The organism is Sorangium sp. So ce124 (genome assembly GCF_051525235.1).
GTDB classification, from domain to species: Bacteria; Myxococcota_A; Polyangia; order Polyangiales; family Polyangiaceae; genus Sorangium; species Sorangium atrum.
Window position 1 is genome coordinate 8,333,547 of the sequence record NZ_CP150312.1, and the last position, 14,618, is coordinate 8,348,164.

Annotated in this window: 8 protein-coding genes; 6 read left to right on the plus strand and 2 right to left on the minus strand. The window is 71.2% G+C overall.

Features of this window, described 5'->3' with window-relative positions:
* Positions 1-261: 261 nt before the first annotated feature.
* The gene (locus tag WMF19_RS31050; RefSeq protein ID WP_437893693.1) at positions 262-756 is read left to right on the plus strand and encodes an RICIN domain-containing protein; all 495 of its coding nucleotides are present in this window, start codon (positions 262-264) and stop codon (positions 754-756) included.
* Between the two features lie 251 nt (positions 757-1,007).
* On the opposite strand, the gene WMF19_RS31055 is transcribed toward WMF19_RS31050, so the two are convergent.
* Positions 1,008-1,631, minus strand: coding sequence for a hypothetical protein (locus WMF19_RS31055; protein ID WP_437893694.1), 624 nt, complete (start codon positions 1,629-1,631; stop codon positions 1,008-1,010).
* Between the two features lie 315 nt (positions 1,632-1,946).
* Positions 1,947-4,187, minus strand: a complete 2,241-nt coding sequence (locus WMF19_RS31060; RefSeq protein WP_437893695.1) for a DUF3160 domain-containing protein — start codon at positions 4,185-4,187, stop codon at positions 1,947-1,949.
* A gap of 154 nt (positions 4,188-4,341) precedes the next feature.
* Here WMF19_RS31060 and WMF19_RS31065 point away from each other — a divergent pair, with 154 nt between their 5' ends.
* From WMF19_RS31065 to WMF19_RS31085, 5 genes are all read left to right on the plus strand, one after another.
* Positions 4,342-4,989, plus strand: a complete 648-nt coding sequence (locus tag WMF19_RS31065; protein WP_012238084.1) for an RNA polymerase sigma factor — start codon at positions 4,342-4,344, stop codon at positions 4,987-4,989.
* Entirely contained in the window at positions 4,965-6,551 is a 1,587-nt protein-coding gene (locus WMF19_RS31070) for a FecR domain-containing protein (protein ID WP_437893696.1), read from the plus strand. Before WMF19_RS31065 ends, WMF19_RS31070 begins: the two co-directional genes overlap by 25 nt.
* Positions 6,548-7,615, plus strand: coding sequence for a hypothetical protein (locus WMF19_RS31075; RefSeq protein ID WP_437893697.1), 1,068 nt, complete (start codon positions 6,548-6,550; stop codon positions 7,613-7,615). Before WMF19_RS31070 ends, WMF19_RS31075 begins: the two co-directional genes overlap by 4 nt.
* A 70-nt stretch (positions 7,616-7,685) precedes the next feature.
* Positions 7,686-8,288, plus strand: a complete 603-nt coding sequence (locus WMF19_RS31080; RefSeq protein WP_437893698.1) for a hypothetical protein — start codon at positions 7,686-7,688, stop codon at positions 8,286-8,288.
* Between the two features lie 231 nt (positions 8,289-8,519).
* Entirely contained in the window at positions 8,520-14,561 is a 6,042-nt protein-coding gene (locus WMF19_RS31085) for an AAA family ATPase (protein ID WP_437893699.1), read from the plus strand.
* Positions 14,562-14,618 lie beyond the last annotated feature (57 nt).

Genomic DNA, 14,618 nt, shown 5'->3' on the forward strand with positions numbered 1-14,618 from the left:
ATTATAGTCTCCCGAGATCCCAGGCGCTTCCTACTGGGATAGGTTCTAACGGAGTCTCCGTCGGGTGTGCCCCGTAGCGTGCGGGGGCCGCTACCGGACAGTTCGCAGACCTGCGGCGACGCGACAGCAAGCCCGCCAGACAGACCGCGAGTAGCCAAGTTGTCATCTCGCCCCACACAGCCGGCGAGCTTGACGGCCAGCGAGTCGAGCACAACGCTATCCTCGAGCAGCGAGCAAGTTCCGAAAGCGGGAGAATCGACAATGAAGGACCGCGAAGGCACATCAATGCCCCTCAAGACCATTATCTACACGTTGGCCTGCCTTGTGACGCTTGGCGCATCGACAATCGTTACGATGCCAGCAGCAGCGGATTCGAGCTTCATGCTTCGCAATGAGATGAACAACAAATACCTAGAGCTCACGGGCTTCCGGAGTGAAAACGGAGCCCCGGCGGGCATGTGGGACGGTTGGGGCGGCGCCAATCAGCGCTGGTACTGGGATGGGAGCCAGCTCCGCAACAAGCTTAACAACAAGTGCCTGGAAATCATTGGCTTCAACAACGAAAACGGAGCAAAGGTGGGACTATGGGACTGTTGGGGCGGCGCCAATCAGCAGTGGTATTGGGACGGGCGTCAGATCCGGAGCAAGATGAACAATAAATGCCTGGAAATCACTGGATTCCGGGGCGACAATGGGGCGCCGGCGGGTATGTGGGACTGCTGGGGCGGCGCCAATCAGCGCTGGTATCAGCAGTGACCGGCAATGACGTTACCTCTCACGTCCGCCAGCCTCTGGTGTCCCGAGCCTGATTCCCAAGTACAACCGCATTCATTGAATCAGCTCGCAGGCCTGCGGGGCGGCACCGGCCAGCCCGGCGAGCGCCCGCGCGCCCAGGCAGCACGGCCTTGAACGGTCGCTGGACGAACGTCATGCGCTGGTGCTCCCTCTCCGGGGCCGATCGCGGGTCGGTGCACCCCCGCCGCACAGGGCGCCTCGACTCGCCGTGATCACGGGATCGTGTCGTCGACGTAGTATCCGGCGCTTCCAACCGGGACCGTCACGGCGCCGGAGCCGACAGTGAACGCCCCGTTCGGCGTGATGTTGGCCGGGTTCTGCCCTTGCGTGATCGTCTGGTACCAGGTCAGCCGCGTGATCTCTCCGCCGCCCGTGCCGATCCGCAGGTGCACGTTGCCGCTGTCATAGCGGTATCCACCGCTCACCTGGTCGCTCGAGGACCACGTCCAGGAGGAGCTCACCGGAAGCTGAAACTGCTGCGTTCCGCTCTGCGTCGGCGGCGCGCCGCTGCCGTCCGTGTGGCTGAAGCTCACGCCCTTCTTGCCGAGGTACTGCAGGCTCGCCGTGGTCACATAAAAGTACTCGGTGTTCGCCTGGTAGCTGCCCACGTTGCTCCCGCCGATCGCAAGGGCTCGAAAGAACGGCTGGCCGTTCGAGAAGGTCGCCGTGTACAGCCGCCATGGGGTCGACATGCCAGGGTCGAGCTGCGCTTCGCTCACCGAGTCGACCTCCTCCTCTCCTGGTTGCTCTATCCTCTCGGCGACGACGCAGCTCGACGCCACCAGCATCGCGAAGACCGCCGTCCCTGCCTGCACCAACATGCTCTGCGCTTGCATACGAGCCGAACCTCTCTATGTGTTTTCATGGCCCAGCTCCGCCGGGAAGCCGACGATCCCGGGAGGCCTGCCGGACCCCAAGTAAATGGAGTAAACGAAGCAGGAGATCAGCGGGATCCTCCGCGAGCTTTGCCTCCAGCGCGAGATCGAAATGGCGACAAGCGCATGAAGGCGGTACGTTCAGGAGGCTGGCGGGGTCGATCGAGCACCATGATCCCGCTGGCGGGCAGCGGGCCCTGGTCGGCACAAGTCGGCACGACTCGGCACGAATTCACGGGACCGCCATCGCCAGCGCCGAGCGCCGCATCGCCGGAATCAGCGGGAGACGAGATCCGTCATCCAGGGCACGTCGGGGGTCGTTCCCAGGACCGTACGAGCCCACTGCTGGTCGTCCATCCGCTCGAAGTCCTCGGTGACGGCCTCGAAGTACGACGAGGCGAGCCCCACGAACGCGCGAGGCGCGCCGCCGCAGGGATCGGCCGTCACGACCATGAGCCGTGGCAGGCCGGTGCCCACGTGCAGCACGCGGCCGACCGGCGCGCCGCCCTCGTCGGTCGGCTGGGTGTGCACGTCGGCGATCGTCGGATCCTGCTCCAGGCTCTTCATCTGGTCGAAGAAGAGCTGCATGTACCACCCCTCGACATAGGGCGCACCGCACCCTTGCGGCTGGACCTTCACGGCCTTGTTGATGAAATCGAGGTGCTCCTGGGTGAGGGGCAGGCCGGCGCGCTCGTTCGCGGCCATCTCGCCGAGCGTCCGCGCGACGTCGTGGAGCTGCGAGAAGTACGCCGACACCCTCTCCCCGAGCTGCGGCGCGCTCGACAGATCGAGCGCGCCGGCGATCTCGACGCCGTGCTCGGCCAGCTCGGCGATGCGCGTGAAGAAAGACGGGTACGGGTCGACGTACGCGTCCGGGAACTCGCACGTGTCCCCGCCCGTGTACGACTGCTTGGCGTAGAGCAGGGTGTCGTGGCGGAGCTCGGCCCAGGAGGCGAGCTGGGTGCTCAGCAGCCGCCGGCCCCACGCCTCGGTCTTCGTCACGCCGGGCAGCCCCTCGCCGTCGCCGATCGCGCGCGCCGGCGACAGCTCCCGCAGCGCGCCGAGCCAGCGGTTGTAGAGGTTCTTGCCCCAGAAGTCCTCGGGGTGCGCGTCGACGAGCACGCGCATCATGTGCAGGTCCGGCGCGTAGCCGAACTGCCTGAGCTCGGGGGCGAGCAGCTGGCCCGCCTGATCGTTGCCGAGCGCGGCGAAGCCCACGTCGAGCGGGTTCGGCATCATGCGCTTGACGGCGCCGCCCTGCACCCGGTCGAAGACCACGTTCGAGAAGACGTGGGAGTCGACGACGTACCGCTGGCCGAGCAGCGCGAAGCTCGACGAGAGGGGCAATGTGCCCTTGCCGAGCCCGTTGATCATGATGTGGCTCGAGATCCGCTGGGTGCCGTAGCCCTCCTTCACGATCACGTCGGCGATCCGCGCGTCCGGGACGCCGGCGAGGCCGGAGGCGTCGCTGAGGCCGAGGTCGGCGAGCAGGTCGTCGAGCTCCGGCAGGGTCATGTAGTCGCTCTCGCCGACGAAGGCCTGGACGGCGTCGTCGATGCGCTTGTAGCGCGCGAGCGTCTCCGCGTCGGCCAGGGCGCGCAGCATGTACGCTCCCTCGAGGTGCCGCCGCTGGAAGCGCTGGGTGCCGTCCTCCTGGGTCTCGAGGAAGCGGAAATCCACGCGGCCGAGCCACATCATGCCGCGGAAGTAGCGCGCGAGCTCGGGGTGCAGCTCGTCGATGTAGTGGCCGCGGGGCTCGAACTGCGAGAAGTCCATGAGCCGCTCCGAGCCGAAGAGGCGGACCTTTCCCATGCCGTCGTGGGCCTCGGCGCCCGCGACGAGCTCGTCGATCGCCGCGGCACTGGCGCCCGCGACGGGGGCGACGGGCGCGCCCTCGAGCAGCGCGAGGGCGACGGCCGTGAAGAGATCCGCGTCCGCGCGCGCCTCGGCGCCGAGCTCTGCTCCGGCGCCCGAGGCGAGCCGCGCGCGCATCTGCTTCAGCATCGTCCCGAGCTCGGGCGCGAGCGAGGCGAGCTCCACCGCCTTCAGGATCTCGTCGTACGAGCGGTGGACCGCGAACAGGATCGAGTCCGCGGACACGTAGAGCGGCAGGTCGAGCGCGTAGATGCTGCTGTAGCCGTAGGCGAAGGTCGGGAAGGACTTCTTGCTCGAGATGACGAAGCCGTTCTCGGAGAGCTTCGCGAGCTCGCCCTCGTCGAGGGCGAGCGCGGTGCCCTGGAGGAGCGAGAGGCCCGCGGCCTCCGCCGGCGCATAGGACAGGCCCGACGCGAAGGGGACGGGGTACCGCGAGGCGAAGTCCTCGGCCGTCATGCTCGCCGAGGCCTCCTGTTCGGCGAGCAGCGCGGTGAGCTCCGCCTGCTGCTCGGGCCCGAGCTCCGTGGCCGGCAGCTGGGTGCCGCCGGCGCCGGGCGCGGGCTGGCTCCCCTCGCCCGAACAGCCGGCGGCGAGGGCGACGAGGATCGGGACGACGTGAAGGCGAAGAAGCAGGTTGCGCATCGAGCTCCCCTTTCGAAGCGTGCCCCTCGGCCCGGGGCGCGACGGCCTCGCAAGCAAAGGTGGTGCCGTGGGCTCTTCTCCGGCCTCGGGGACGATCGCGCGACCTCCTGAGCCGTGAGCCTCCCCTCGCGGGACTTCAGCAGAGGAGCCCCGTTTGACCCGCCCCTTGAAGCTCGTCCGACCGCCGCCGCCCGCCCCGAAGCGGGCCTTCGCGGGCGACGACGCGACCCTCGTGCACGCGTTCCGGCGGGGCGACCCGGGGGCGCGCGCCGCGCTCTACGACCGGTTCGCGGATCACGTCCACCGGGTGCTCTACCGGCTGCTGGGCTTCAGCCACGACCTGGCCGACCTGCACCACGACGTCTTCGTCCGCGCGCTCGGCTCGCTGCCGGGCCTGGAGGACCCGAGCGCGCTCAAGGGCTGGCTCACGATGATCGCCGTGCACGTGGCGCGATCGTCGATCACCCGCAGGAAGCGGCGCAGCTGGCTCTGGTTCCTGCCGAGCGAGGAGCTGCCCGAGGTCGAGTCCGGCGCGGCGTCGGGCGACGTGCTGGACGCCTTGCGCGCGACCTACGCGGTCCTCGACGCGCTCCCGGTGGACGAGCGCATCGCCTTCGCCCTCCGGTTCATCGACGGGATGGAGCTCACCGAGGTCGCCGCGGCGTGCGAGACCTCGCTCGCGACCATCAAGCGGCGGCTCGCCCGCGCCAGCGCCCGCTTCGAGGCCGAAGCCCGCAAGCAACCCGCGCTCGAGGCGTGGCTGGATGGAGGTACCCGGTGGGGCAATCCGAGCGCCCGCTGACCGCCCTGGGGCGGCACGTGGCCGAGCTGCAGGACCGGACGCCGGCGGCGCGGCTCGATCGCGAGCGCGGGCGAGCGCGGCTGCTCGCGGCGGCGCGGCTGCCCGATACGGAGCGAGCCGATCGTGGATCGGGGCTCCGCCACGGGTCCCCCGGAGCGCCGCGGCTGGCGAGGCTCCGCGGCGGTGGCGCGGCGAGCGGCCCCGGACTGCCGGCGCGTGGAAGGCCGTTCGCGGCGCGGCGCGCCGTCTCGCTGGCGGCGGCGGCGCTGGTCGTCGCCGCGCTCGCCGTGGCGTTCGTGGCGCGCCCCCGCGCTCCCATGCGCTTCGAGCTCGGGACAGCCGAGCCAGGGGTCGTCGGCGCGTGGATCGCCGCGCCGACCACGGCGGAGCTGCCGATCCGGTTCTCCGACGGCTCGCTGCTCCGCCTCGCGCCCGGGGGGCGCGCCCGCGTCGCCTCGGTGGACGCGGACGGCGCGGAGCTCTCCCTCGAGCGAGGCGCGCTCGATCTCTCGGTCATCCACCGCGAGGGCGCGCGCTGGACGGTGCGGGTCGGGCCGTTCCAGGTCCACGTGATCGGGACGCGCTTCGAGACCCGCTGGAACCCGGAGACCGAGCAGCTCGTGGTCGCGCTGCGCGAGGGGGAGATCACGGTCTCCGGGCCGGTGGTGGGTGATGCGCGTGCCGTCCGCGCCGGCGAGCGGCTCACCATCTCGGCCGCGACGAACACCCTCGCGGTGGGCTCGATCGACGCCGCCTCGGGCCTCACCTCGACGGCGGCCCCCCAGGACGCGCCTGCCCCGAGCGCGGCCGCTCCAGGCGCGCCTGCCCCGAGCGAAGGCGCTCCAGGCGCGGCGGCCACGAGCGCGGCCGCTCCGAGCGCGGCGCCCACGACGAGAGGGCCTTTCGCGACCGCCCGCGCCCCGGACGCCCGGACGGCCGCGCAGGAACGGCAAGCGGGCGGCGGGGGCTCGGTCGCTCCCCTGCCCGCGCGCCGACAGGCGTCGTCGTGGCGCGCCCTGGCCCTTGAGGCCAGGTACAGGGACGCCCTGGCCGCCGCGGAGGGCGACGGCTTCGACGCGCTCTGCGATGCCGCGAGCGCGAGCGATCTGCGCGCGCTCGGCGACGCCGCCCGGCTCGGCGGGAGCCCGGCGCGCGCCGCCCAGGCCTTCGCCTCCCTCCGCGCCCGGTTCCCTGGCTCGCCCGAGGCGGCGTCGGCCGCGTTCATGCTGGGGAGGATCGCCCAGGACCAGAGCAAGGACCACGCGGCCGCCGCAGGCTGGTTCGCCCGGTACCTGAGCGAGCAGCCGGCGGGCCCGTTCGCCGCCGACGCCGCGGGGCGCCTCGTCGAGGCGGAGGACAGGCGGGGCGATGAGGCAGGCGCCCGGAGGGCGGCCGAGCAGTACCTCGCCGCTCATCCGAGCGGCTCGCACGCGGGGTACGCGAAGCACGTGCTCGCGCGCGGCGCGAAGGCGGTCACCCCCGGAGGCTCGCCTGGCAGGCCAGTCACCCCCGGGGGCTCGCCCGGCGAGCCGGGCCCTGCCGCCGAGCCTCCGGCGCCGTGAGACGCCGCTCCGCGACGCTCCTCCTCCTCGCCGGGGCCGCGCTCGCCGCCGGGGCCTCGCTCGCGGAGGACGCGCGCGCCGACGAGACCCGGACCGAAGCCCCCTCGACCATCGCTGTCCTCTGCGCCCCCGGTGATCGCTTCGGCCTGCGGATCGTGGCCGAGATCGAGTCGCTGGGCTTCCGGGCGGAGCGCCTCGACCCCGCGGCCGAGCCCGCGTCGCGCGCGTCCCTCGAGGCCTCGGCGCGCGAGGTGGGCGCCATCGCCGCGATCCGCGCCGTTCCCTCCGAGCGCGGCGTCGAGATCTGGATCGCCGATCGGGTGACCGGCAAGACCGTCCTCCGCGAGATGGCGGACGACGGCGGCACGCCCGACCGCGACGCGGCGCTCGCGCTCCGCGCTGTCGAGCTCCTGCGCGCCAGCCTCCTCGAGGTCGGCCTGCCCGCGCCCCCGCCCGGAGAGGTGCCCGCGACGCCCGAGATCCGCGAGAAGCTGCGGGTGCGCGCGCCGGACACGCCGCCCGCGCCGGCCCAGAGGCCGTCGCCGGCGCTCCGCCTCTCGCTCGCTCCCGGCGTGCTGCTGAGCCCAGGCGGCTTCGGCGCGGAGGTCAGCGTCGACGTCGGCCTCTCCTGGATGCCGAGCGAGCACGTCGGCGCGATCGCGTTCGCCGCGATTCCGCTCAGCCCTCACCGGATCGAGCGATCGCAAGGCACCGCCGATCTCTCCGTCCTGCTCGCCGGTGGGGGCGCGCGCTTCCAGCTGGCCTCGCGCGATAGCCCGTGGACGGCCTCGGCAGACTTCGGCTTCTCGGCCGTGTTGCTCTGGAGCTCGGGGGTGTCCAGCCAAGGCTTCCGCTCGAGCGCATCCGCCGCGGTGGCCGCCAGCCCCTTCGCGGGCGTCGGCCTCTCCTTCGCCCTGACCCCGCGTCTCCGGCTGCGCGCCGACGCCCTCGCCAGCGTGCTCGTCCAGGGTGTCTCCGTCCGGTTCGTCGAGCGAGAGACGGCGACCTGGGGCAAACCGTTCATCCTCTCATCAGCCGGCATCGAGCTGGATCTGTTTTTATGAGCCGCCGTCACGCGCCGGAGGGACTTCACCTCTGGAGTCTGGCCTGGAGGTCGTTCGAATGAAACGATGGATGATGGTCCTCGGAGCGATGGCGGTGATGAACAGCGGATGTGGCGAGATCGTCTTCAATCCCATTCAGAACGGGGGTTGGGAGAGCTCTCCGGAGGCCATCACGCCCATCGACGAGGCCCCGGACGAGGAAGACAACGACGCCTCGCCCCCCCACGTGATCGCGCTGCGAGGCAGCGACGTGGACTTCGAGTCGCTCCCCTTCAGACCCACGCTCAACCCGCACCCCTGGGCTGATCCCGACGCGCTCGTCCTGTTCTTCAGCAGCGCTGTCCAGCAGTGTACCCAGCCCGCGATCCCGATCGAGATAGAGTCCGACGGCACGTGCAAAACCGAGCCTGTCTGGCAACACATCTTGATGATCCCGCCCGAGCTCAACACGCCCGGGTTGATCGATCTTTCCAATCCACGGATCGGCTTCCATCAGTTCATGGCCATGGCCGGGTGCGCCGGCGGCGGCGGGGGTGGGACAGGCAACAGGTACTGGGGCACGCTCGAGATCGTCGAGAGCGACGAGACCTCGCTCTTCGTGAAGGTGCGCGGCACGGAGAACCCGAGCTTTCCGATCGACGGAGATCACTCGGTCCAGCGCTGCGGCTCGTAGCTCCACGGTCGCACGGCGGCTTGCCGTCAGGCTCCCGGAGGAGCAGCGCAGCGCGCCCGTGCGGTAGGCGTCGGAGGATCCTGGGCGAATTCCCTCTCTTCCCTCGTCGTCGCAGGCGAGCCGGCGCGAGGGCGCTTCGCCATTTTCCATGGCGGAGCGCGGCGCGTTTGGCAACATGCACCCACGCTCGACGCCTCGGAGGCCGCCGCGTTGGCCTTCGAAGATCCCCCTATGGCCGATAGTCCACGCTACCTCGTGATCGAGGTCCTGCACGACGGGCCCGAGACGATCCTCTACCGAGCCCGGCGCGAGGAGGACGGCCGGCCGGTGGTGCTCAAGGTCCTGCGGCGCGACCACGCGAGCCCCCGCGCCCTCGGCCGGCTGCGCCACGAGCACGAGGTCGCCAGGGCGCTCGACTCGACGGCCATCGTCAAGGCCCACGGGATCGAGGCGTTCCGGGACCAGATGACGCTGGTCCTCGAGGATTTCGGCGGCCGCTCGCTCGACCGGCTCATCCAGGGGCCGACGCCGCTCGAGCGCTTCTTCCCCCTCGCTCTCCGCCTCTCGGGCGCGGTCGCCGAGCTGCATCGACACCACGTCATCCACAGGGACATCAAGCCCCAGAACCTGCTCTACAACCCCGACACCGGGGAGGTGAAGATCACCGATCTCGGGATCGCCTGCCTCTCGCCCCGCGAATGCCACGACCTCTGCCACGACGGGCTCATCGCGGGGACGCTGGCGTACATGGCGCCCGAGCAGACGGGCCGGATGAACCGCCCCATCGATGAGCGGACCGACCTGTACTCCCTCGGCGTCACCTTCTACGAGCTGCTGACCGGCGCATTGCCCTTCCAGGCGAACGATCCCGTGGGATGGGTGTATTGCCACGTCGCCCTGCGCCCATCCCCACCCCACGCGCTCGTCCCCTCGATTCCCCCGCAGCTGTCGGCGGTCGTCCTCAAGCTGCTCTCCAAGTCCGCCGAGGATCGCTACCAGAGCGCGCTCGGCCTGCAGCACGACCTCGACGAGTGCTCCGCCAGGTGGCGAGCGAGCGGGGCGATTCCGCCCTTCCCGCTCGGTGAGCGCGATCTCTCCGATCGGTTCCAGATCCCGCAGCGGCTCTACGGCCGCGAGCGCGAGCTGAGGGACCTGCTCGCCGCGTTCGACCGGACGGTCGCGAGCGGCCGCCCCGAGCTCGTGCTCGTGTCGGGCTACTCGGGTGTCGGCAAGTCGTCGCTCGTCGCCGAGCTGCGCGGGCCGGTGGTGCGCGAGCGGGGCTTCTTCCTCTCCGGCAAGTTCGAACAGCTGAGGCGCGACGTCCCTTACCACGCCTTCCTCCAGGCGTTCCGGGCGCTCTTGCGGGAGATCCTGTGCGTGAGCGAGGAGGAGCTCGAGCGCTGGCGGCAGCGCCTCCGGGAGGCCGTCGGCTCGACCGGCGCGCTGCTCGCCGGCGTGCTCCCCGAGCTCGCGCTGCTCCTCGGCCCGCAGCCGCCCGTGCCGGAGCTCCCGGCCGTCGAGGCCCGGCACCGGTTCCACGCGGCGCTCCAGCGCTTCGTGGCGGCGTGCGTCCAGAAGGAGCACCCCATGGTGCTCTTCCTCGATGATCTCCAGTGGGCCGACGCCGGGAGCCTCCAGCTGCTTGAGCAGCTCATCACCTACACCGAGACCGAGCACCTCCTGATCATCGGCGCTTACAGGGACAACGAGGTCGGCCCGGCGCACCCGCTGCCGCTCATGCTGGCCGACGCGCGGAAGCGCGGCGCGACCTTCAGCGACCTCGTCCTCGCGCCGCTCTCCGCCTCCGACGTCGGGGCGCTCGTCGCGGGGGCGGTCCACGCCGCGGCCCAGCGCGCCGAGCCGCTCGCGCGGCTCGTCCACGAGAAGACCGGCGGCAACCCCTTCTTCGCGATCCAGTTCCTCTTCGAGCTGCACCAGGAAGGCCTCATCGCCTTCGACGCGGAGGCCGGCGCCTTTCGCTGGGACATCGCCGCGATCCGCGACAAGGGCTTCACCGACAACGTCGTCGATCTGATGGTGGGCAAGCTGAAGCGGCTCCCCGTCCCGACGCAGGACGCGCTCAAGCTCGCCGCGTGCCTCGGCGCCAGCCTGGACCTCGACACCCTCGCCCTGGTCGCGAGCCGCCCTGCGGCCGAGCTCGGCGAGGCGCTCGCCGAGGCCGTGCGCGAGGGGCTGCTGCTCCGCCGGGGCGCCGCCTACCGGTTCCTCCACGATCGGGTGCAGCAGGCCGCCCATGCGCTGATCCCCGCCGGACAGCTCGCGGAGGTGCACCTCTGCATCGGCCGGCTGCTCCTGAAGGGTCAGCGCGCGGACGAGCGCGAGGAGGCGCTCTTCGACGTCGTGGGGCACCTGAACCGCGGCGCCACGCTCATCCGTTGCCAGGCGGAGCGGGATCAGCTCGCCGCGCTGAACCTCCGCGCCGGCAGGAAGGCCAAGGCCGCCGCGGCCTTCCAGTCCGCCGCCGCGCTCTTCGCCGCGGGCCTCTCCCTGCTCGCGCCCGGCTGCTGGGACGCGCGGCACGCGCTGACCTACGATCTGACCTTCGAGCGCGCGCACGCCGCGTACATCACCGGCGGCTTCGACGAGGCCGAGCGGCTCCTTCAAGAGCTCATCGATCACGCGAGCACCGAGGCCGAGCGAGCCGCGGCCGTCGAGCTCGCCATTGCCCTGAGCGTGACCCGCGGGCAGTGCGCCCGCGCGGTGGAGATCGGGCTCTCGTTCCTCCGCTCCTGCGACGTCGACCTGTCGATCCCGCTCACCGAAGCGCGGCTCGCGGAGGAGACCGAGGGCGTCTGGCAGGCCCTCGGCGACCGGGCGATCGAGGGCCTGATCCGCCTGCCTCCCATGACGCACCCGACGTGCAAGATCGCGATGAGCGTCCTGGCGAGCGTGTCTGTCCCCGCGTACTTCGTGAACCCGGACCTGAACTACCTCGTCGTCGCGCGCATGGTGAAGCTCAGCCTGCAGCACGGGAATGCCGCGAGCTCCCCTCACGCGTATGGGGCCTTCGCGAAGGCGGTCGGCCCGAGGTACGGGCGATACGAGGAGGGATATCTGTTCGGCAAGCTCGGTCATGACCTGGTGGAGAGGGACAACCTCCTCGCCATGAAGGCCATGGTCTTTTCCTTGTTCGGCAATCTGATCATCTTCTGGAAGCGCCACTACCGAGAGACGTATCCGTACACGCGCGCCGGCTTCAACGCCGCGGTCGAGACCGGCAACCTGAACGAGGCGTGCTTCCTCTGCATCTGGGCCCCGCTGTTCCCGCTGCTCGCCGGCGAGCCGCTGGAGGACGTCCTCCGCGAGGTCGAGGAGCACCTCCGCTTCGTGCGCAAGATCGGATACGAGTTCGTCTACAACATCCTCCTGGGCGCCTACGCGCTTGTCCAGGCGCTGCGAGGCAGGCCGGCCCGGCTCCCGATGATGGATGGATCCGAGCTGGATCCGGGCGCGCTCGAGGCGCGGCTGCCTCCCGGGGACATGGGCGGCGTGCTCAGCTTTTATTGCAGCTTGAAGGCCCAGGGGCTGTTCTTGCTCGGCTCCCCCGCGGAGGCGTGCGAGGCGACGCGCCGGGTGATCGTCGACAGGCCCTGGAGGACCGAGCCGCACGCGCTCGTGGCGGAGGACTTCTATTATCACGCGCTCGCGCTCGCGGCGCTCGTCGACGACGACGACGCGCGCAGCCCGCACGAGGCGCGCAGCCCGCACGAGGCGCCGCCGTCGCCGGAGCGGGAGCTGCCGGACGAGCTGCTCGACTGCGAGCGGCAGCTCGGCGAGTGGGCCAGGAGCGGCCCCGACAATTACCTCCACAAGCACGCCCTGGTCCGCGCCGAGATCGCCCGGCTCCGCGGGCAGGAACCGGAGGCGGCCCGGCTCTACGAGCAGGCCGCGTCGGCGGCGCGGGAGGGCGGCTTCGTCCAGCACGAGGCCATCGCCTGCGAGCTCGCCGCGGCGTTTTACCGCGCGCGCGGCCTCGCCACGGCCGCCGACGCCCACCTCCAGAAGGCGCGCGCCGCCTACTTCCGCTGGGGCGCCCACGCCAAGGTGGAGCAGCTCGACCAGCGTTATCCCTTCCTCGTCGAGCGAAAGCCGATCGCCCCCACCGTCACCTTCGCCGTCCGCGCCGAGCAGTTTGACGTCCTGTCCATCGTCAAGGCCTCTCAGAGCATCTCCGGAGAGCTCAAGCTCCCGCGCCTGCTCGAGATGCTCCTGCGCACGGTGATCGAGCACGCGGGCGCAGAGGAAGGCTATGTGCTCCTGGCCCGAGGAGATCGCCTGTCGACCGCGGCGGCGATCGCCGCTTCCGGGGGCGACGCGCGGCTGCTCGACGCGGGCGAGGCGGCGGCGGCCGCGCTGCCGCAATCCATTCTCAACTACGTTCGCCGGAGCCACGAGCGCGTGCTGCTCGATGACGCCGCCGGGAGGCACCCTTTCCTCGAAGAGGAGTATTTCACGCGGAAGAAGCCGAGGTCGGTGCTGTGCCTGCCGATCGTGCGCCAGGCGCGGCTGCTCGGCCTGCTCTACCTGGAGAACCGGCTCGTGGCCGGGGCGTTCACCCCGGGGCGGCTCACCGTGCTCGAGCTGCTCGCCTCGCAGTCGGCCATCTCGCTCGAGAACGCCATGCTCTACGCCGATATCGAGCAGGAGAACGCCGAGCGGCGCCGGGCGGAGCGCGAGCTCCGCGAGAGCCAGGCCGCGCTGCAGGCCATCATCGACAACTCCGCGGCGGCCATCTACCTCAAGGATCGCGACGGCCGGCACCTGCTCGCCAACCGCGGGGTGAGCCGCGCCCTCGGCAGGCCGCTCGATCAGATCATCGGAAAGACCAGCGCCGAGCTCATGCCTGCCGCGCGCGCCGAGGCGCTGGACGCGCACGACCGGCAGGTGCTCGACGGGGGCGAGCCGCTCGAGTTCGAGGAAGAGCTGATCATGGAGGACGGGCCGCACACCTACCTGTCGGTCAAGTTCCCGCTCGGCGAGGACGTGATGCCCGGCGTGATCTGCGGCGTCTCCACCGACATCACCGAGCGCAAGCGCGCCGAGCTGGCCGAGCGCTTCCTCGCCGAGGCGAGCCGCAAGCTCATGGCCCTCGGCTACGGCGCCACCCTCGAGAGCGTCGCGCAGCTCGCCGTGCCCGAGCTGGCCGACCAGTGCGTGGTCGACGTGCGCCTCGATCCGGACGCTCCGGAGCGCACGGCCACCGCGGGGGTGCCGGCCGAGCTCGCAGCGGCGGTGATGGACGCGCTGCAGCCGCTCTCGGCGGCGTCGCTGAGCCGCCCCGAGGTGAGCGACGTCCGCGCCGCGCCCCTCCTGGAGCCGCTCGGCGTTCACTCCTTGCTCCGGGCTCCGCTCCTCGCGCGCGACCGGTGCTTTGGCGTCATGACCCTGCTGGCAACCTCGCCACGGCGCCGCTACGGCCCCGCCGACCTGTGGCTGGCCCAGGAGCTGGCGAGCCGCGCCGCGCTCACCCTCGACAACAGCCGCCTGTTCACCGAGGCCCAGGAGGCGATCGAGCGCCGCGACGAGTTCCTCCTCGTCGCATCGCACGAGCTCAAGACTCCCCTCACCTCGCTCAAGATGCAGGCCCACCTCCTCGCCCGGCTCCTGCCCCGCTTCCAGCGCGCCGAGGTCGCCCCGGAGCGCATCGACGCCGCCATCCAGGTCCTCAACCGACAGATCGCGCGCCTCGCCCACCTGGTCAACGAGCTGCTCGACGTCACCCGCATGAACGCCGGCCGCCTCACCCTCGCGCGCGCGCCCCTCGACCTGGCCGCCCTGACGCGCGAGGTCGTCGAGCGGATGCACCAGCAGCTCGCCGACGCCCGCTGCCGCACCCAGCTCGACCTGGACGAGCCCGTGATCGGGCACTGGGATGCTTCTCGCATGGAGCAGGTCCTCATCAACCTCCTGTCCAACGCGCTCAAGTACGGCGCGGGAGGCCCCATTCACGTCGTCGTGCGCGGCGAGGGCGATCGCGCGCGGCTCGTCGTCCGCGATCACGGCATCGGCGTCGCGGAGGCCGACCATGCCAGGATCTTCGAGCGCTTCGAGCGCGCCGTCTCCGTCCGCAACTTCGGCGGCCTCGGCCTCGGCCTCTACATCGTTCGGTGGATCGTCGCCTCCCACGGCGGCACCATCCGCGTCGAGAGCCAGCCGGGCGCGGGCGCTGCGTTCATCGTCGAGCTCCCTTTGTGCCCGGCCGAGGCGGAGACGGCGACCCATGGCCGAGGGGCTCTGCGCCCATCGGCCTAGGCGCTCATGCGCTCACGACAGCGCTTCCCGAGCCCGCCGTGCACGCTCACGCGACGG